The sequence below is a fragment of the Rhizobium sp. BK275 genome, from assembly GCF_014193555.1.
Taxonomy (GTDB): Bacteria; Pseudomonadota; Alphaproteobacteria; order Rhizobiales; family Rhizobiaceae; genus Rhizobium.
Genome location: NZ_JACHZL010000004.1, coordinates 459,251 through 478,370, shown reverse-complemented (window position 1 = coordinate 478,370; position 19,120 = coordinate 459,251). Strand labels below are relative to the sequence as shown.

17 protein-coding genes are annotated in these 19,120 nt (G+C 60.4%); 10 read left to right on the top strand and 7 right to left on the bottom strand.

What is annotated here, in order from left to right; all coding sequences use genetic code 11:
* Positions 1-1,542: a DHA2 family efflux MFS transporter permease subunit gene (locus FHT82_RS15835; protein ID WP_183732379.1), complete on the top strand. Its 1,542-nt coding sequence runs from the start codon at positions 1-3 to the stop codon at positions 1,540-1,542.
* A gap of 16 nt (positions 1,543-1,558) precedes the next feature.
* Here the strand turns inward: FHT82_RS15835 and FHT82_RS15830 are convergent, their stop codons facing one another.
* Entirely contained in the window at positions 1,559-2,173 is a 615-nt protein-coding gene (locus FHT82_RS15830; protein ID WP_183732376.1) for a DNA-3-methyladenine glycosylase, read from the bottom strand.
* Positions 2,174-2,256: 83 nt separating this feature from the next.
* Here FHT82_RS15830 and FHT82_RS15825 point away from each other — a divergent pair, with 83 nt between their 5' ends.
* Positions 2,257-2,577 carry a hypothetical protein gene (locus FHT82_RS15825; protein WP_210276773.1) on the top strand — a complete coding sequence of 107 codons (321 nt, stop codon included), beginning with the start codon at positions 2,257-2,259 and terminating at the stop codon, positions 2,575-2,577.
* Here FHT82_RS15825 and FHT82_RS15820 read toward each other — a convergent pair.
* Both FHT82_RS15820 and FHT82_RS15815 read right to left on the bottom strand, forming a co-directional pair.
* Complete coding sequence (locus FHT82_RS15820) at positions 2,574-2,888, bottom strand: hypothetical protein (RefSeq protein ID WP_183732373.1); 315 nt, start codon at positions 2,886-2,888, stop codon at positions 2,574-2,576. The two genes, FHT82_RS15825 and FHT82_RS15820, sit on opposite strands and share 4 nt — an antisense overlap.
* A 19-nt stretch (positions 2,889-2,907) precedes the next feature.
* Positions 2,908-3,822 carry a LysR family transcriptional regulator gene (locus FHT82_RS15815; RefSeq protein ID WP_183732370.1) on the bottom strand — a complete coding sequence of 305 codons (915 nt, stop codon included), beginning with the start codon at positions 3,820-3,822 and terminating at the stop codon, positions 2,908-2,910.
* A gap of 121 nt (positions 3,823-3,943) precedes the next feature.
* On the opposite strand from FHT82_RS15815, the gene FHT82_RS15810 reads away from it, so the two are divergent.
* Complete coding sequence (locus tag FHT82_RS15810; protein ID WP_183732367.1) at positions 3,944-4,684, top strand: SDR family oxidoreductase; 741 nt, start codon at positions 3,944-3,946, stop codon at positions 4,682-4,684.
* Positions 4,685-4,768: 84 nt separating this feature from the next.
* A complete protein-coding gene (locus FHT82_RS15805) occupies positions 4,769-5,671 on the top strand; it encodes an SDR family oxidoreductase (protein ID WP_183732364.1) in 903 nt (300 codons plus the stop codon).
* Between the two features lie 240 nt (positions 5,672-5,911).
* Here the strand turns inward: FHT82_RS15805 and FHT82_RS15800 are convergent, their stop codons facing one another.
* Entirely contained in the window at positions 5,912-6,823 is a 912-nt protein-coding gene (locus tag FHT82_RS15800) for a LysR family transcriptional regulator (protein WP_183732362.1), read from the bottom strand.
* A 156-nt stretch (positions 6,824-6,979) separates the two neighbouring features.
* On the opposite strand from FHT82_RS15800, the gene FHT82_RS15795 reads away from it, so the two are divergent.
* From FHT82_RS15795 to FHT82_RS15770, 6 genes are all read left to right on the top strand, one after another.
* Positions 6,980-7,792: an alpha/beta hydrolase gene (locus FHT82_RS15795; protein ID WP_183732359.1), complete on the top strand. Its 813-nt coding sequence runs from the start codon at positions 6,980-6,982 to the stop codon at positions 7,790-7,792.
* Positions 7,793-7,840: 48 nt separating this feature from the next.
* Positions 7,841-9,031, top strand: coding sequence for an efflux RND transporter periplasmic adaptor subunit (locus tag FHT82_RS15790; protein ID WP_183732356.1), 1,191 nt, complete (start codon positions 7,841-7,843; stop codon positions 9,029-9,031).
* A 118-nt stretch (positions 9,032-9,149) separates the two neighbouring features.
* Positions 9,150-12,347 carry a multidrug efflux RND transporter permease subunit gene (locus FHT82_RS15785; RefSeq protein ID WP_183732353.1) on the top strand — a complete coding sequence of 1,066 codons (3,198 nt, stop codon included), beginning with the start codon at positions 9,150-9,152 and terminating at the stop codon, positions 12,345-12,347.
* Positions 12,348-12,500: 153 nt separating this feature from the next.
* Positions 12,501-13,412, top strand: a complete 912-nt coding sequence (locus tag FHT82_RS15780) for an NAD(P)-dependent oxidoreductase (protein WP_183732350.1) — start codon at positions 12,501-12,503, stop codon at positions 13,410-13,412.
* Complete coding sequence (locus tag FHT82_RS15775) at positions 13,409-15,193, top strand: IlvD/Edd family dehydratase (protein ID WP_183732347.1); 1,785 nt, start codon at positions 13,409-13,411, stop codon at positions 15,191-15,193. Before FHT82_RS15780 ends, FHT82_RS15775 begins: the two co-directional genes overlap by 4 nt.
* Positions 15,194-15,324: 131 nt before the next feature.
* Positions 15,325-17,136: a GGDEF domain-containing phosphodiesterase gene (locus tag FHT82_RS15770; protein ID WP_183732343.1), complete on the top strand. Its 1,812-nt coding sequence runs from the start codon at positions 15,325-15,327 to the stop codon at positions 17,134-17,136.
* A 134-nt stretch (positions 17,137-17,270) separates the two neighbouring features.
* Here the strand turns inward: FHT82_RS15770 and FHT82_RS15765 are convergent, their stop codons facing one another.
* The 3 genes from FHT82_RS15765 to FHT82_RS15755 form a co-directional block, all read right to left on the bottom strand.
* Entirely contained in the window at positions 17,271-17,471 is a 201-nt protein-coding gene (locus FHT82_RS15765; RefSeq protein WP_183732340.1) for a KTSC domain-containing protein, read from the bottom strand.
* A gap of 356 nt (positions 17,472-17,827) precedes the next feature.
* Positions 17,828-18,667 (bottom strand): DUF6030 family protein, encoded by an 840-nt coding sequence (locus FHT82_RS15760; protein ID WP_183732338.1) that lies wholly within the window; start codon positions 18,665-18,667, stop codon positions 17,828-17,830.
* Between the two features lie 128 nt (positions 18,668-18,795).
* Positions 18,796-19,005, bottom strand: coding sequence for a KTSC domain-containing protein (locus FHT82_RS15755; RefSeq protein ID WP_183732335.1), 210 nt, complete (start codon positions 19,003-19,005; stop codon positions 18,796-18,798).
* Positions 19,006-19,120 lie beyond the last annotated feature (115 nt).

The following is a 19,120-nucleotide window of genomic DNA, read 5'->3' as shown; positions in this document are numbered from 1 at the left end:
ATGAGCAATGCTCCTGCATCACCGGCAACCCCCGTCGCCAATCGCGGCGCTATCACGGCCTGCGTCATTCTCGCCGTCATCATGCAGGCGCTGGATACGACGATCGCCAACGTGGCGCTGCCCTATATCCAGGGCAGCGTTTCGGCTTCCGCCGACCAGATCAACTGGGTTCTGACCTCCTACATCGTCGCGGCCGCGATCATGACGCCGCCATCGGGCTTCCTTGCCGCCAAGTTCGGCCGCAAGCGCGTGCTGCTGACGGCAATCGTCGGCTTCGTCGTCGCCTCCGTTCTTTGCGGTCTCGCGCAGTCATTGCCGCAGATCGTTGCTTTCCGCTTGCTGCAGGGCCTGTTCGGCGCCTCGCTCGTTCCCCTTTCTCAGGGCATCCTCCTCGACATCTATTCCGTCGAGGAGCGCGGCTCGGCCATGGCCCTATTTGGCGTCTCGGTCATGGTCGGGCCGGTTCTGGGGCCAGTCATCGGGGGGTGGCTTACCGACAATATCAGCTGGCGCTGGGTCTTTTACATCAACATTCCGATCGGCGCGCTCGCCTTTGCCGGCATCGTCATATTCGTCTCGGAGACGAAGAGGGATGCGCTCGCCAAGCTCGACTGGTTCGGCTTCGGGATGATGAGCCTGTTCATCGCTGCGCTGCAGCTCTTTCTTGATCGCGGCGAGCAGCTCGACTGGTTTTCCTCCGGCGAAATCATGATCGAAGCGATCGTCTGCGCCGCGGCTTTCTATCTGCTGCTAGTGCATACGCTGACGGCGGAGAAATCCTTCGTCAATCCGCGGCTGTTCCTCGACCAGAATTTTACCGTCAGCATGGTCTTCATTTTTGTGATCGGCATCACCTATCTCGCCTCGCTGGCGCTGATGACGCCGTATCTGCAGACGCTGATGGGCTATCCGGTCATCACCGCGGGTATCGTCATGGGACCGCGCGGCCTCGGCACCATGCTCTGCATGTTCATCGTCGGCCGGTTGATCGGCAAGGTGGATACGCGCTGGCTGCTGCTGCTCGGTCTCGGCCTGACAGCCTGGGCAATGTACGACATGACCGGCTGGACGCCTGACGTGTCGCAGTGGACGATCATCTCGGTCGGCTTCATCCAGGGTGCCGGCCTCGGTTTCCTCTTCGTGCCGCTGACGACAATTGCCTTTGCGACGCTGCCAGCCCAGATGCGCGGCGACGGGACGGGTCTCTATAATCTGTCGCGTAATATCGGCTCCTCGGTCGGCATCTCGATCGTCTCGGCGCTAATCGTGGAGAATACGCAGAGCAATCACGAGTCGATCGCGGCCTATGTGACGCCGTTCAACCACGCCTTCAATGCGACGGCGGCGCAGGGCCTGAGTCCTTTGACGGCGGTGGGCCGTGCGGCGCTCAACGACGTCATCACGCTGCAGTCGACCATTATCGCCTATATGGACGACTTCAAGCTGCTGATGCTGATGTCGCTTGCCGTCATGCCGCTGGTGCTGCTGCTTCGCAAGCCGAAGGCTGCGCCGGCCGTGGACCACAGCGCCGTTATGGAGTGACAGTGAAGTTCCGCCATTAGCGGAACGGCTTGCTCAGATATCGCGATCCCTGAATGCCGAAGCGCCACGGTGCTTCGGCATTTTTCGTGATGCCTATGCGCTTGCCTGAGACGATTGGTACGGGTGCAGACGGTGAGATCGCGTAAGGCGGCTTGTCGAGCGTCCGGTCGTTGATGGCTATATCGATGTCGAGTGCCTGGCAGAGCTTGCCGGGGCCGTTGCAGAGTTGCGCCAGCACATCGGTGCCCCGCCGCTCCATCATGGCCGGCAGGCCGATTTCCGGCTCCAGGGCACGGATCAGCACCGCCGAGCCCGGTGAGCAGACGAAGTTCAGGCACCAGTACATGCCGTAGATGCGGTAAATATAGACATTGCCAGGACGGCCATACATGGCGCCGTTGCGCTTGGTCGGTCCGCGGAAACTGTGGGAGGCCGGGTCGTCGGGGCAATAGGCTTCCGTCTCGGTGATCCGCCCGCCTGCATCGTTGACTGTGAGGTGGCAGCCGAGCAGGTCGCGGGCGACCTCGATCGCATCACGTTCAAAGAAATGGCGCAGGCTTTCCCCGGCAAGCGGGCCGGCGCCGATCGCGCCATTGATCATGTCGGTTGTCATGAAGAGTGCCGATAACATCCTCTTTGCTCATCCACCACCCGGAACAATGATTTGCCGGCTGGCGTTTGGAACGCAAGCCAACAATTGCAAGGAAATGGATCATGGATGATCTCAAGCTCTATCGGCTGGTGCCTATCGCCGCTCCTGATGATCCCAACTGGGATCTTGCGCCTTCCCATGGCGTGGTGGTCGTTGCGGCGCTGACGCCTGGCGATGCACGTATCGTCGCCGCAGAAGCCGAGCTCGATTTTCTGGAAATCGACGGTTCGCCGGCGGAAGACAAGTCGACAAAGAATGCGAGCGCGTTCCGCAACGAAAAACTCTATACCGTCATCGAAGAAGCGGCGCACACTGAGATCACCGAGCGTGGCGTCGTGCGCGGTGAGGTCCGCGTCGATAACATCGTCTCGACACAGGTTTAGTGTCCGGCGTTGGGATCGCGCATTGGAATGGAGGTGACGGTGACGGAGACCGGATCGCTTGCAGGGAAGGAATCCTCCAACCCTTCGTTCAACTCCTCCTCCAGCATTGCGGCATCCTTGCTGCGGGCGCTATCACCGTGAACGGGTTCGAATGCAGAGGTCAGCAGCGCTCTGGCTCTGGCAATGGCATTGTCGTGGGTGAGATCGGGCGCTTCGCGCAGGGTGACCGCGATCCGGTCTTCGCCTTCACCGCCGAACTCGACGACGAAGCCTTCACCGGTCTGGTAGACGATGATATCGCTGAGTGCCATGTCCGTTCCTCCGAAAACGCTAATATGAGTGAACCGTGTTTTCGGCGGTTTGTCGAGCAAAGACCTTCACGAGCCAATCGATGAAGACGCGCACGCGCGGCGAAAGCTGGCGGTTTCGCGGATAAAGCAGCGACACCGGCGTCCGCGTGAGCGGAAAATCGGCGAGCACTTCGACGAGAGTGCCGGCGGCAAGATCGTGCTCGGCGTGATAGCGCGGGATCTGGATCATGCCGAGGCCCATGCGGGCGGCGGAAATGTAGCTCTCGGCCGCATTGACGGTCACGGTCGCAGGAATGGCGATGTTGCGAACGCTGCCGTCGACGATGAATTCCAGCGGCAGCGGACCGGCGCTGCCGGTCGCGCGGAAGCCGACCATGCGGTGGGCATCGAGCCTATCAGGGTGTTCGGGCTTGCCGAACGCGACGATATAGGACGGCGAGGCAAGAGTAATCTCATCCAGCATGGCGACGCGGCGCGCAACCATGTCGCTGTCCTGCGGCACGCCGACGCGCAGCACACAATCGATGCCTTCGCGCACCAGATCCACCAGCCGGTCACCCTCGCTCATATAGAACTCGATATCGGGATAGGTCTCCAGGAAGGATGGCAGGCTCGGCAGCACGAAGTGCCGGGCAAGCGTGCCATGAACGTCGACCCGCAGCAGCCCTTTCGGCTTGGCGCCGGCAAAGGCGCCTTCGGCATCTTCGATATCGGCGAGGATCGACAGGCAGCGCTGATAATAGGCCTCACCGTCGAGCGTCGGGCTGACATGGCGCGTCGTGCGCTGGAGCAGACGCACGCCAAGGCGCGCCTCCAACTGCTTGACAGCATCTGTCACCGTCGAGCGCGGCAAGCCGGTATCTTCGGCGGCAAGCGTGAAGCTGCGGCGCTCCACGACGCGGGAAAAGACCCGCATGGCATCAAATCTGTCCATCTTATTTGTTCGTATTTCCCGGATAGTGATGCCGAATAATGGCTGATTATCCGCAAAGTGGAAAGGGGCATCTTCTCCTCATCGAAAAGGCGCTGCGGCGCCGAAATCAAAGGAGAAGAACATGTCTGCCAATCAAAACAAGGTCGCTCTCGTTACCGGCGCTTCCCGCGGCATCGGTGCTTCGATCGCCGAACGTCTCGCAAAGGACGGCTTCACCATCGTCATCAACTATTCAGGCAATGCGGCACTTGCCGAAGAACTGGCCCAGAAGATCGAAAAGGCCGGCGGCAAGGCGCTGACGGCACAGGCCGATGTTGCCGATGCCGAGGCCGTGCGCCGTATGTTCGACGCTGCAGAAGCAGCCTTCGGCGGTGTCGACGTCCTCGTCAACAATGCCGGCATCATGCTGCTTTCCCGCCTTGCCGATGTCGACGACGCGACGTTCGACCGCCAGATCAGCGTCAACCTTAAGGGTACGTTCAACACGCTGCGCGAGGCTGCCAAGCGTCTGCATGACGGTGGCCGGGTCATCAACTTCTCGAGCTCGGTCGTCGGTCTGAAGCCGGAAACCTACAGCGTCTATGCCGCCACGAAGGCTGCCGTCGAGACGATGAGCGCTATCATGTCGAAGGAAATGCGCGGTCGCCGGATTACCGTCAATACGGTCGCTCCCGGCCCGACAGGCACCGACCTCTTCCTCAACGGCAAGTCCGACGAGCTGATCGATCGCCTTGCCAAGGCAAACCCGCTCGAACGCCTTGGCACGCCTGAGGATATCGCTGGCGTCGTTGCCTTTCTCGCCGGCCCTGACGGCGCATGGATCAATGGTCAGGTGCTGCGCGCCAATGGCGGCATGGTCTGACGCAGGTTTCGTGGCGGCGTGACGCGCCGCCAACGTTTTCCCTCGCATTCTTTCAGCCAACCCACTCACAGAAGGAACAGGATCATGAGCAAGCAAGTCATCGTCATCACCGGCGCTTCCAGCGGCTTCGGCGCCCTTACCGCCCGCGCGCTCGCCAAGGCCGGCCATACCGTTTATGCCTCGATGCGCGAAACCGAATGCCGCAACCGGCCGCAGGTCGAGGCCGTCGAAGCTTTCTCCAAGGAAAACGGCGTCGATCTGAAGGCTGTCGAACTGGATGTTGCCTCCGATGCTTCCGTCGAAGCCGGTATCGCGAAGGTGATCGCCGCCGAAGGCCATATCGACACGATCATCCACAATGCCGGCCATATGTCCTTCGGCCCGGCCGAAGCCTTCACGCCGGAGCAATATGCCGAGCTTTTCGATATCAACGTGCTTTCGACCCAGCGGGTGAACCGCGCAGTGCTTCCGCATCTGCGCAAGCAGGGGCAGGGGCTGGTCGTCTGGGTCTCCTCTTCGAGCACCCGCGGCGGCACGCCTCCCTATCTTGCTCCCTATTTCGCCGCCAAGGCCGCCATGGACTCCCTTGCCGTCTCCTATGCCAGTGAACTGACCCGCTGGGGCATCGAAACGACGATCATCGTTCCCGGCGCCTTCACCAAGGGCACGAACCACTTCGCCCATTCCGGTTCGCCTGCCGATACGGCCCGCGCTGCTGAATATAACGAAGGTCCCTATAGGGGTCTGCCGGAACTGGCGTTGAAGGGTCTTGCCTCGCTCGAACCTGCCGATGCGGATGCTGCTTCCGTTGCGACTGCGATTGTCGATGTGGTGAATATGCCTTTCGGCAAGCGGCCGTTCCGCACACATATCGACCCGTCGGAAGACGGTGCGGAAATCGTCAACGGCGTTGCCGATCGTGTCCGGGCCGAACTTTTCCGCCGCATCGGTATCGAGGATCTGCTGAAGCCTGCTATCAGGAGATAACCGCCTGTCGCAAAGTTGTGAACGGTCTCCCGAGTACAGCCCCTTACTATCCGGCTAAGCGCACCTATATCAGGATAGACGGACGCGGGTGGCACACCGCCGCCAGCGTCCCGACCTCCACTCCAGGGCCTGCCGCGCCTTTCCTGCGGTGCGACAGACCTTCAGTTCAAGACATCAGATCAAGGCCCGTGACGGTTATCCCTCCCATCACGGGCCGCTTTCTTTTGTAAGCGGGCGTTTTCAGCGGGCGTTGAGATTCGCATCCGCCAGCAATTTCACCAGCCAGTCGACGAAGACGCGAACCTTGTTGCTGAGGTGCCGGTTCGGCGGATAGACGACGTAGAGCGGCAGCGACTCACGCGTCCATTCCTTCAGGGTTTGAACCAGCTCGCCTTTTGCCAGTGGTTCACGTGCCATGAAGATCGGAATCTGGGCGAGGCCGAGGCCGGCAAGGGCCGCGGTCATGTAGGTGCGGCTGTCATTGACGGAGACAATATAGCGCGGATTGACCTCGACAACCTCATTGTCCTTGCGAAATTCGAAAGGCACCGTGCGATTGTTCTGGGCGCGGAAATAATTGACGGAATAATGTTCCGTTTCAAGCTCTTCCGGCCGCTGTGGCAGGCCGAATTTCTCGACATAAAGAGGCGCAACGCAGGTGATCATCTCGATCTCGGAAACGCGTCTGGCGATCAGCGACTGGTCGGCCGGCGTGCCGGCACGCAGCGCACAGTCGACGTTCTCAGCGAGATAGTCGACAGTGCGGTCGCCGACTCCGAGGTCGATGCGGATATCAGGGTAACGCTGGTAGAAATCGCAAAGCGCCGGCACGATGATGGAGTCGGCAAAGGCACCGGCCATCTCGACGCGCAACCGTCCCGTCGGCAGGCTCTGAGAGTTTGAAAGACTGCCATCCAGCTCCTCAAGTTCGGAAATGATCTGTGCGGCGCGTTCGTAGTAAAGGGCACCGTCCGTCGTCACCATGACCCGGCGCGTCGTGCGGTTGAGAAGCTTGGTGCGCAGATGCGCTTCCAGCCCCTGAATGAGATTGGTCACCGTCGCCTTGGGCATGGCGAGCATGTCGGCGGCGCGGGTGAAATTGCCCGTCTCCACCACGCGGATGAAGACGCGCATTGCCGAGAGTTGATCCATCGGTTCAAGTCCGCAGTTTGCGTTGCAACATTGTTCGGGATTTGGAATAGTGTTATCGCGATATCGCTTCTTATTCCCCGAATTGAATAACAATATCTTTTTGGTTCAAAATGCAAGAGGCGGGCGTTGTCCGTCATATGCAAAGAGATAGAGACGATGGTGCCCGAGATCAAAGACATGGTGCTGGAAAAGGTGGCCGCTGGCCCCGTTTCTGCGCGCGTCTATATGGGCGCCGATTTCGGCAAGGGTCCGCCGATCGTGCTCTATCTGCATGGCGGGGCATTTCTCGATAGCGATCCGAATGCCGACCGCCCGATCGCCAGCAGCCTCGCAAAGGCGGGTGCGATCGTCGTATCTGCCGATTACAGCACGCTGTCGGGCAATGTCTTTCCGAACGCGCTTGAAGTTTCCTTCTCGATTCTTTCCTATCTTGCCCTCAAGAAAGCCGGTCTTGGTGACCGCAAGTCGCTGCTTTTCGTCGCCGGTGAAGAGGCGGGTGGCAATGTCGCCGCCGGCGTCGCGCTGAAGGCGCGTGACCAGATTCCGGATGCGCTTGACGGCCAAATTCTGATTTCTCCTCTTCTCGATCCTTTCATGGGTACGTCTTCGATTCGCAAGGCGGACAAGATCGGCATGCGCCAGCGCTGGACGGAAGGCTGGAGCCATTATCTGAGCGGCGGCGGCTGCCATCCCTATGCTGCGCCGTGCCTCTGTTCGCGTATATCAGGTGTTGCACCGGCGCTGATTTTTACGGCGGAGGATGATCCGCTGCATGACGAAACAATCGGTTACGCCGCTCGCCTGAAGAAGGCAGGCGTTGGCGTGCGCCAGCATGTTCTTCCCGCCGGGACAGGTTGGCCATCCATTTACGGCGGAAAATCTGAGGGGATTTCCACGTGGCAGGGCAACGTCAGCCGCCACTTTGGAGATTTCCTTCAGGACGTGAGCGTTCAGCCACAATTGCATTGAAGACGAACTGATTTTTTACGGCCATTCGGGGCCGCAAGGAGAGTACCAATGACGTCCAGAAGTAAGCGCTGGGCCCTGGTGGGCGCCGGTCTGGGTGTTGCTGCGTCCGTTTCGGCCGCTGCCATCTTTTTCGAACTGCCGATGAGCGCAACCGCCACGGCCGCCTCCGAACCTGCGCAGCCTCCCGCTGTGCCGGTGACGGTTGCCGTCGTCGCCAGCCGGGATGTGACGAACTGGGAGAATTTCTCCGGTCGTCTCGAGGCTATCGACCGCGTGCAGATCCGCCCCCGCGTTGGGGGTGCCATCCAGTCCGTGCATTTCCGTGAAGGTGCCTTGGTGAAACAAGGCGACCTGCTTTTCGCCATCGATCCTGCCCCCTATCAGGCAGCCGTCGCCCAGGCCCAGGGCCAGGTCGCTTCGGCTGAAGCCAAGGTCAGCCTGGCACAGACGGAACTCGATCGTGGACGCCGTCTCTCGGACAACCGTACAATCTCGCAGAGCGATCTCGACCAGCGCCAGAGCACGCTGGCCGAAGCCCAGGCGAGCCTGCGTTCGGCACAGGCGGCTCTCCAGTCCGCGCAGCTCGATCTCGATTACACGCAGGTTCGCGCACCGGTTTCCGGCCGTATCGGTAAGATCGAGGTCACGGTCGGCAATATTGTCGCCGCCGGCTCGGCCTCGCCTGAGCTGACGACGCTCGTCTCCGTCGATCCGATCTATGCAAGCTTCAACGCGAGCGAAGAGATGGTCACGAAGGCTCTTTCGGAGCTTCCGGCAACTGACGCCGCATTGCCGGCGGTTGAACAGATCCCGGTCGAAATCGGCACGCTTGCCGATGAGGGAACGCCGATCAAGGGCAAGCTTCAGCTCGTCGACAACGAAGTCGATGCTGCCAGCGGCACCATTGCCGTGCGGGCAGTCTTCGACAATCCCGGCGGCAGGCTGATCCCCGGCCAGTTCGTGCGAGTGCGCATGGGCCAGCCGAAGGCCGAGAACAAGATCGTCATCAGTGACCGGGCCGTCGGCACCGACCAGGACAAGAAGTTTGTCTTCGTCGTCGACGGTGAGAACAAGGTCAATTACCGGCAGATCCAGCTCGGCTCGCTGTTCGATGGCCAACGCGTGATCGAAGGCGGCCTCGAGGTCGGCGACAAAATCGTCGTCAATGGGTTGCAGCGCATCCGTCCGGGCGCAGTCGTCGCACCTCAGATGGAAGAGAAGGTCGCGACCGCTCAGTAAGATGCAGTCCCCTCCTTCAGGGAGGGGCCATTGGCCGAAATAACATGACCCGCCGGCGAGCCTTCAGGCCGCCGGAGAGGGATTTTGCATCCATGTTCACCCCGGAGAGGGCTTTAAAATGAACATATCCAGATTCTTTGTCGACCGCCCGGTGTTTGCCGGTGTTCTTTCGGTCCTCATCGTGGTCGCCGGCCTGATCGGCCTCAGGGCGTTGCCAATCTCGGAATATCCCGAGGTCGTGCCGCCGTCGATCGTCGTGCGCGCCACCTATCCCGGCGCAAACCCGACCGTCATTGCCGAAACGGTGGCCACACCGCTCGAAGAGCAGATCAACGGTGTCGAGGGCATGCTCTACATGTCCAGCCAGGCGACATCGGACGGCGTTTTGAACGTCACGGTCACCTTCAAGCTCGGCACCGACCCGGACAAGGCGCAACAGCTCGTTCAGAACCGCGTGTCGCAGGCCGAACCCCGCCTGCCGGCGGAAGTTCGTGCACTCGGCATTACCACGGTCAAGAGCTCGCCGGACTTCATCATGGTCGTCAACCTCGTTTCCGATGGGAACAGCCATGACATCACCTATCTGCGCAATTATGCGACGCTGAACATCAAGGACCGGCTCGCCCGCATCGCCGGCGTCGGCCAGGTGCAGGTCTTCGGCGCCGGCGACTATTCGATGCGCGTGTGGATCGATCCGCAGAAGGCTGCCGAGCATAATCTTGCCGCCAGCGACATCAGCAACGCGATCAGCTCACAGAACGTCCAGGCTGCTGCCGGTATCATCGGCGCCTCTCCCAGCCAGCCAGGGGTCGATCTCCAGCTCAACGTGAATGCCCAGGGCCGTCTGCGCACGCCCGAGGAATTCGGCAACATCATCGTCAAGACGGGCGCCAATGGCGAAATCACCCGCCTGCGCGACGTTGCCCGGATCGAACTCGGTGCCGCCGACTACACGCTGCGTTCGCTGCTCGACGGCAAGCCGGCTGTCGCTGTTGCCGTTCTCCAGGCGCCGGGTTCGAACGCCATCGAGATCGCCGACAATGTCCGCGCGACCATGGATGAGCTGCAGCTCGCCATGCCGACAGGCGTGAAGTACGAGATCGTCTACGATACGACGAAGTTCGTGCGCGCCTCGATCGAGAAGGTCATCGATACGCTGCTCGAGGCCATCGCGCTCGTCGTTCTCGTCGTCATCCTCTTCCTGCAGACATGGCGTGCCTCGATCATCCCGCTGATCGCCGTTCCGGTATCGATCATCGGTACGTTCGCGGTCATGTATATGTTCGGCTTCTCGATCAATGCGCTCAGCCTTTTCGGCCTGGTGCTGGCGATCGGTATCGTCGTGGACGACGCGATCGTCGTCGTTGAAAACGTCGAACGCAACATCGAGGCCGGGCTCAGTCCACGCCAGGCGACTTACAAGGCCATGAAGGAAGTCTCCGGCCCGATCATCGCGATCGCGCTGGTGCTCGTCGCGGTCTTCGTGCCGCTTGCCTTCATCTCCGGCCTGTCGGGTCAGTTTTATCGCCAGTTCGCGCTGACGATCGCGATCTCGACCGTCATTTCGGCCTTCAATTCGCTGACGCTGTCTCCGGCTCTGGCAGCCCTTCTTCTGAAGGGGCATCATGCGCCGAAGGACTGGCTGACGCGCTTCATGGATGCGGTCTTCGGCTGGTTCTTCCGCGGCTTCAACCGCGCTTTCGGCGCAGGTTCGAACGCTTATGGCAAGGGCGTCGGTGGTCTGGTGTCGCGCAAGAGCATCGTCATGGTGATCTACCTTGCGCTGGTCGGAGCGACCTACGGCATCTTCAATACGGTGCCGGGCGGTTTCGTGCCGTCGCAGGACAAGCAGTATCTGATCGGCTTTGCCCAGTTGCCGGATGCCGCAAGCCTGGACCGTACGGAAGACGTCATCAAGCGCATGACCGACATCGCCCTGGCGCAGCCGGGCGTTGCCAACGCGATCGCCTTCCCGGGCCTGTCGATCAACGGCTTCACCAACTCGTCGAATGCCGGCATCGTCTTCGTGACGTTAAAGGATTTCGAGGAGCGCAAGACGCCCGATCTTTCGGGCGGGGCAATTGCCATGGCCCTGAACCAGAAGTTCGGCGCCATCCAGGATGCCTTCATCGCCATGTTCCCGCCGCCGCCGGTCAACGGCCTCGGCCAGACGGGCGGTTTCAAACTGCAGATCGAGGATCGCGCAGGCTTGGGCAACCAAGCACTTGACGAGGCGACCAAGGCGGTGCTTGCCAAGGCCTATCAGACGCCTGAACTCGCTGGCCTGTTCTCCAGCTTCCAGATCAACGTGCCGCAGCTCTATGCCGATCTCGACCGTGCTAAGGCCGAGCAGCTTGGAGTCTCCGTCACTGATGTCTTCCAGACGCTGCAGATCTATCTCGGTTCGCTCTACGTGAACGACTTCAACGCTTTCGGCCGCACCTACAGCGTTCGTGTACAGGCCGATGCCAAGTTCCGTGCTCAGCCGGAAGATATCGGTCAGTTGAAGGTTCGCTCGGCATCGGGCCAGATGATTCCGCTCGCAGCTCTCCTGAAGGTGGATGCAAGTACAGGTCCGGAACGTGCGAACCGTTATAACGGCTTCCTCGCTGCCGATATCAACGGTGGTCCGGCTCCGGGCTTCTCGTCCGGGCAGGCACAGGCTGCGATCGAAAAGATCCTGAATGAGACGCTGCCTGCCGGCATCGACTTCGAGTGGACCGACCTGACCTACCAGCAGATCCTTGCCGGCAACTCCAGCGTCGTCGTCTTTCCGCTCGCCCTGCTGCTCGTCTTCCTGGTGCTCGCTGCCCAGTATGAGAGCCTGACGCTGCCACTGGCGATCATCATGATCGTGCCGATGGGTGTTCTTGCCGCCTTGACGGGCGTCTGGCTCACCGGCGGAGACAACAACATCTTCACGCAGATCGGCCTCGTCGTCCTTGTCGGTCTATCGGCCAAGAACGCGATCCTGATCGTGGAATTTGCCCGCGAACTGGAGTTCGAAGGCAGGACGCCGCGGGAAGCCGCAATCGAGGCAAGCCGTCTGCGCCTGCGCCCGATCCTCATGACCTCCATGGCCTTCATCATGGGCGTCGTGCCGCTCGTCACTTCGACTGGTGCCGGTTCGGAAATGCGCGCGGCCATGGGCGTTGCGGTGTTCTCGGGTATGATCGGCGTGACCTTCTTCGGTATCTTCATGACGCCGGTGTTCTATGTGCTCCTGCGCCGGATGACGGGCAACCGTCCGCTCATCCAGCACAACGACAATCATCCGCAGGACGAAGACGACCATATGAAGGTCGCTGCGGAGTAACCTCTCCTTTGTCGGGTAAATCGGGCGGGGACCTTAGTCCTCGCCCGTTTCGTTTTTGAGCGCTCCGACAAAAAATGCGTTACGTCCATCAAATCGGTTGCATGCTGAGGTGAGGAGATTATCAAGGGCAGGCAACAGTTCGGGGAGGGCTGGGTGACACACGCATCGAAAGACGATGGAAAGCGCAAGATCGCTTTCCTCGGCACCGGGCTCATGGGGGCGCCGATGGTGCGGCGACTGCTTGGCGTAGGCTTTTCCGTCACTGTCTGGAACCGTGATCGCGCCAAGGCGGAGGCTCTTTCCAGCGATGGCGCCAATGTCGCTTCCGCGCCCGCCGAAGCCGCCTCTGCAGCCGATATCGTCATCTCCATGCTAACCAATGCTCAGGCCGTAGGACAGGTGCTGTTCGACATGGGCACTGTCGAGGCCATGAGACCAGGCGCTGTGGTCATCGACATGAGTTCCATCGCGCCGCCTTTCGCGCGCGCGCATGCGGAGAAGCTTGCCGCACGGGGTATCCGCCATATCGACGCGCCGGTTTCCGGCGGCGTGATCGGGGCCTCATCCGGGACGCTTGCCATCATGGCGGGCGGGGATGCTTCCGTCATTACCGAACTGGCTGATGTCTTTGCGCCGATGGGGCGCGTCACCCATGTCGGGCCTGATGGATCAGGGCAGCTTGCCAAGCTCGCCAACCAGCAGATCGTTGCAGTGACGATCGGCGCTGTCGCAGAAGCGATGATGCTGATCGAGGCAGGCGGTGGTTCGCCGGCAGCGTTCCGGGATGCCGTGCGCGGCGGCTTTGCCGACAGCCGCATTCTGGAAATCCACGGCAAACGCATGATCGACCGGCAGTTCGCGCCGGGCGGTTCTTCAGCCAATCAGTTGAAAGATCTCGACGCGGTCATGGCGACGGCGAAGGCCTTGTCCCTCACGCTGCCGCTGACGGAAGCGGTGCATGCCGAATTCACCGAATTTGTTGCTAAAGGCAACGGTGAGACGGATCACAGTGCCCTGTTGCTCCATCTCGAAGACAGGAATGCCCGACCGGGAGGAAAGAGATGACCGATAGCGAGACCGCCAAACGCCGCCTGCGTTCGCAGGACTGGTTCGATAATCCCGATCATATCGACATGACGGCACTCTATCTGGAGCGCTTCATGAATTACGGTGTGACGCCCGAGGAATTGCGGTCTGGCAAGCCGATCATCGGCATTGCCCAGAGCGGCAGCGACCTGACGCCCTGCAACCGCGTCCATATCGAATTGGCCAAGCGCGTTCGTGACGGCATCCGCGATGCGGGCGGCATCCCGATTGAATTTCCGACCCATCCGATCTTCGAGAACTGCAAGCGCCCGACGGCAGCACTCGACCGCAATCTCGCCTATCTCGGCCTCGTTGAAATCCTCTACGGCTATCCGCTCGACGGTGTCGTGCTGACGACGGGCTGCGACAAGACAACGCCTTCGGCGATCATGGCGGCTTCGACGGTTGATATTCCCGCCATCGTTCTGTCGGGCGGGCCGATGCTCGATGGCTGGCACGAGGGCAAGCTTGCCGGCTCCGGGATGGCGATCTGGCAGTCACGGCGGAAGCTTGCGGCCGGCGAGATCGACGAAGAGGAATTCCTGCAGACGGCGCTCGATTCGGCACCCTCCGTCGGTCATTGCAACACGATGGGCACGGCCTCGACAATGAATGCGCTGGCCGAGGCGCTCGGCTTGTCACTGACGGGCTGTGGCAACATCCCCGCCGCCTATCGCGAACGCGGCCAGATGGCCTATCGCACCGGCCGTCGCGCCGTCGAGATCGTGTTCGAAGACCTGAAGCCGTCGGATATCCTGACGCGTGACGCCTTCCTCAATGCCATCAAGACCAATTCTGCAATCGGTGGCTCGACCAACGCTCAGCCGCATCTTGCTGCCATGGCGAAACATGCGGGCGTCGAGCTTTATCCTGATGACTGGCAGGTGCACGGCTTTGACATTCCGCTGCTGGCGAATGTGCAGCCGGCAGGGGCCTATCTTGGCGAGAAGTTCCATCGTGCCGGCGGCACGCCTGCGGTCATGTGGGAGCTGCTGCAGGCGGATAAGCTGAACGGGGACTGTCGCACCGTCACCGGCAAGACTATGGCCGAGAATCTGAGAGGACGTGAGGCGCGCGACCGCGATGTCATCAAGCCCTACAACGAGCCTTTGAAGGAGCGGGCCGGTTTCCTTGTGCTCAAGGGCAATCTCTTCGATTTCGCCATTATGAAAATGAGCGTCGTCTCCGAGGATTTCCGCAAGCGTTATCTGCAGGAACCGGGCCGCGAAGGCGTGTTCGAAGGCAAGGCCGTCGTTTTCGATGGCTCCGAAGATTACCACAAGCGCATCAACGATCCGGAGCTTGGTATCGACGAGAACACGATCCTCGTCATCCGCGGCGCCGGTCCGCTCGGCTGGCCGGGGTCTGCCGAAGTGGTCAACATGCAGCCGCCGGATCATATCTTGAAGCGTGGTATCAACAGCCTGCCGACGATCGGTGACGGGCGCCAGTCCGGCACGTCGGACAGCCCCTCGATCCTCAATGCTTCGCCCGAAAGTGCCGCCGGCGGTGGACTTGCCTGGCTCCGGACGGGCGATATGGTCCGCATCGATTTCAACCATGGGCGTTGCGACATGCTGGTCGACGATGCCGAAATCGAGCGGCGCAAGGGCGACGGAATTCCGCCAGTACCGACCGATGCGACGCCGTGGCAGCGCATCTACCGCAATTCGGTGACGCAGCTCTCGGACGGTGCTGTCATCGAGGGGGCATCTGACTTCCGGCAGATTGCCAAGAATCCACCACGTCACAATCACTGATTGAGGGTATTCTCCGGCTAAAACAATACTGATCGAAAAGGAGGCAGTCGTAACGAACAGTTCACCTAGTAACTAGTTCGGTACTTCTGAAAAGGCTTCATTAATGGGGGCTTGCGACTATACTATGAGTTTTGCAGGCTTCGAAGGCTGAAACCGAATTGCCCGAGAACAAACCAACGCGATCCGAGCGAGAGTTCCAGAATCTTCTCCGGAGACTGGAGCTTGCGCTGGACGCTTCGCAGATCGGTGTGTGGGAGCACAGCATCAACAGGGATGTTATTCTCTGGGATGCGCAGATGCATCGCCTGTATAGTACCGGTCAGGCGGACCGGACAGTGCCGACCTGGTTCTGGTCGAATGCCTTGCATCCCGAGGACCGGGAACGGGCCGAGCAGGATTTCGAGCGAGCGGTCGCCGCCCGCGGTGCCTATGACTCACAGTTTCGCATCATCCTGCCGAGTGGAGAGATCAGGCATTTGAAGTCGCGTGCACATTTTTACGTCGATGAGGAAGGTACTCCGTCCTTCATCGGCGCGGAATGGGACGTGACATCTGACGTGTTGCTCAATGCCGAACTCGGCAAGCAGAAGATGGTGGCGGAGACCCGGGCGCAGGCACTTGAGGAAAGCAATGCGCGGATCGAGCATGTGGCCGACCACGACTACCTGACGGGGATGCCGAACCGGCGTCTGCTCGACAGGCGGCTTGCCGGGCTGCCAACGGACAAGAGCGTGTCCACGCTTGCCGTTCTGCATCTCGATCTCGACCAGTTCAAACAGATCAATGATAGCCATGGTCACGCCGCCGGCGATGCCGTGTTGCGCGCGGCATCGCTGAGAATCGCCGCTGCCATTCCCGCAAATGGGATGGCGGCGCGTGTCGGCGGTGACGAATTCGTCATCGTGCTGATCAACTTCGTCGGCCTCGACGAACTGAAGGCTATCGTCGAGGATGTGCAGCGGCGATTGCGGAAGAAAATCCGTTTCGGGCAGGAGATGCTGCAATCCGGCGCGTCTATCGGCGTATCCTGGAGCAGCGACAGGCGGGCGCGCAATCTGCTCGCTGAATCCGATCTGGCACTCTATCAGGCGAAAAAACTCGGCCGCAACCGTATCGAATTTTTCAGCCGGCAGCTTCAGGAAGACCTGCGGGGCAGGCGCCGCCTCGCCGAGGATCTCGCTCAAGCCCTGGAGCAGGGTCAGGTCGTTCCCTACTATCAGGTTCAGCTCGATGCGCGCACCCGCGAGATCACCGGACTGGAAGCGCTGGCACGCTGGAACCATCCGGAAAAGGGCGTGCTTGCGCCGGGCGTCTTCCTCCGCATTGCCGACGAATATGGGCTTTCCGCAGAGATCGATGCCATGGTCCTGCAGCGCGCGCTCGAAGATCGCGCCGCCTGGCAGGCCATGGGTTGCAGTGTGCCGCGAATCGCCGTGAATATCTCGCCTGCGCGTCTTGCCGATCCAGCTCTGCTGGACAAGCTGCGCCGGCTCGCTATTCCGCCGGGCGCCATCGTCTTCGAGTTGGTGGAAACGATCTTCCTCGACGATTGCGATGAGAAATTCCTCGCCAATATCGACCTCATCAAGCAGATGGGCATCGATATCGAGATCGATGACTTCGGTTCCGGTCATGCCTCGCTCATCGGCCTGGTACGACTGAAACCGAAGCGACTTAAAATCGACCGCCAACTCGTCACCGATGTCGTGGAATCGGCTGAGCAGAGGCGTGTGGTCGGATCGATCGTCGAAATCGCCAAGGCTCTCGGTGTAGAAGTGATCGCCGAAGGGGTGGAGACCGAAGCTCATGCCGTGACGCTGTCGTGGCTCGGCTGCGACAGCCTGCAGGGCTTTGCGCTCGGCTATCCCTCAAGCGCCGCCGATACGGGGCGCCTTCTTGCACCAACCGGCCACAACGGCAAATCGCGCAGTGTGGCCGGCTGAGATTTCTCAGACCGTATAAATCCAATCGATGAATGGAAGAGAACCAATCTCGGTTGCGAATGGCCCAGCTGTTGAATGCGTCGAAGTAATCCTCAATGCACCGAGACGGCACGCCTTGGGTGCGTGCCGTACTTTCAGGTCGTGCGGAAGCGGCCCCGGATCTGGCTCATGTAGAAGTCGCCAGGAGAAGCAGCTGCGGCGAGTCCGACGACGATGCCTTCAGGGACATCTTCGTAATGACGGCGCTGGCCGTTGGTCAGATAGAGCGTGAGGTGTCGGGTCTCGCGCTTGTAATTGATCGCTTCAATGAGTTTGGACTGCAGTCTAGTTTCCATGCGGTACTCCCCGAAGTGTTTAGCGCGAGAGAAGTGGCTGCTGGATCCGACGAGCGGTTCAAGACAGCGTCAAAGCTAATCTCTGGCCGATTCAAGTCAAGGATCGAAAGAGCTTGGCCGCACCTATTTTGAGTTAAATGCGTCTGAAGTTTGACGCGCTAAATTAGCCCGAAAGCATTAGGACGATTAAGCGCAACCTGCAGCGGAACAATGCTCCTTCAGCGAGCGTTCAGAGCGCTTCGTCCGGCCTTGAAATGGGATGTCCTTGCGGGTGATTCTGCCGGCGGGACGGTCAGGATCTTGCCGGGCTGCTCAACGACATGCCTGAGGTGCAGCTCGTTGCCAGCGCGAAATGATCAGGCGCGTCGCCAGAAGATGAGTTCCGGCACCTGCCAGGAGGGATTGGGCGCGGGCAACCAGGTCTTAGGGGAAAAATAATCCTTTGTGCGGCGCTGTTGGGCGGAGGTCTCCTGAAGCAGGAGCGTGAAGTTGAAGGCGCCCGGCCGCGAATATTCCTGAGTGAAGTTGATGAGGGCACCGAAGCCTTCCTCCTTCACATCCCTGAGATTGCGGATTGCCGCCAGCGCATCATGGAAATCCAGCCACGCCGGCTGCGTCAGCATGGTTTCGAAGACGCGCAATATGCTTGGATCAAGCTGTCTGTTGCCGTCGGTCGCGGGACCGACGAGCTTCACGCGCATGCTCGTAATCGTGCCTCTGCCATTGCCGCGCACGACGAGGAAGAGCGAGCTAACGACGTGGTCCTTCTCCTTCTTATAGATATGTTCGTAGGAGCATTCGAACGTATCGGAATTGAAGGCCGTTTCCGCCCATTCGCTTGTTTCGATGCCGGCAGAACGCAGTGCCTCGCACATGGCCGGGCCGGAAATCCGCCAGGTGCGCAGGAAAACACTCGCGAGCGCCGGCTGCGGTGGGTCGAACATGCGCGGCGCGATCTTGATGCTGACGGGTTCGGTGCGGCGGAAGATCTTGGGCGGTGGGGGAGGTGGAGGTGCCGCGGGCGGGAAAAGCTCTATGCCGAGGTAGTGGGCCAGCGACTTCAGGTGCCGCATGTCATTCGACAGCAGCACCGTTGCGCCAACTATCGAAACGGACAGAACAATCAGCAGCCACATGACGGCGCGGCCCTTTCGCGGCTGCGGCGCCAGTTTCATATTCTGATCAGACGATGGCATCGTCAGTTCGCGAGACCTCGGACAACGGAAGTCATCATTTATAAGGCTCGCGCCGATGTGGCAATCGATCTCGACCGGAGCGTGACATATTCGATTTAAAGCCACGCCGGAAAAAATATCGAGCCACGTTAAGCTGCGATGCGACGGTACTGTTTTCTGATTCGGTCGATGTAATACTGACCCGGCGAGGGTGCCGTCACCATCGTATTGACGTCGTCGGCCGGTACGCCTTCGAACAGGCGCTCTTCACCGTTGCGGAAGCAGATGCGCAGGCGCCCATCCTCCTGGCTGAAATAGACGTTCTGGATAATCCTGGATTTGACTGGAACTTCGTGCATCGTTTTTGCCCCTGTTTCGTTTTGAGGCACCTTAGAAGTAGGGATGCGAAGATCCCGTCAAGGCGTATGGTAAAGATTGTTTTCTGCTTGAAGAGCGGCAGTCTAAAAAATCGCG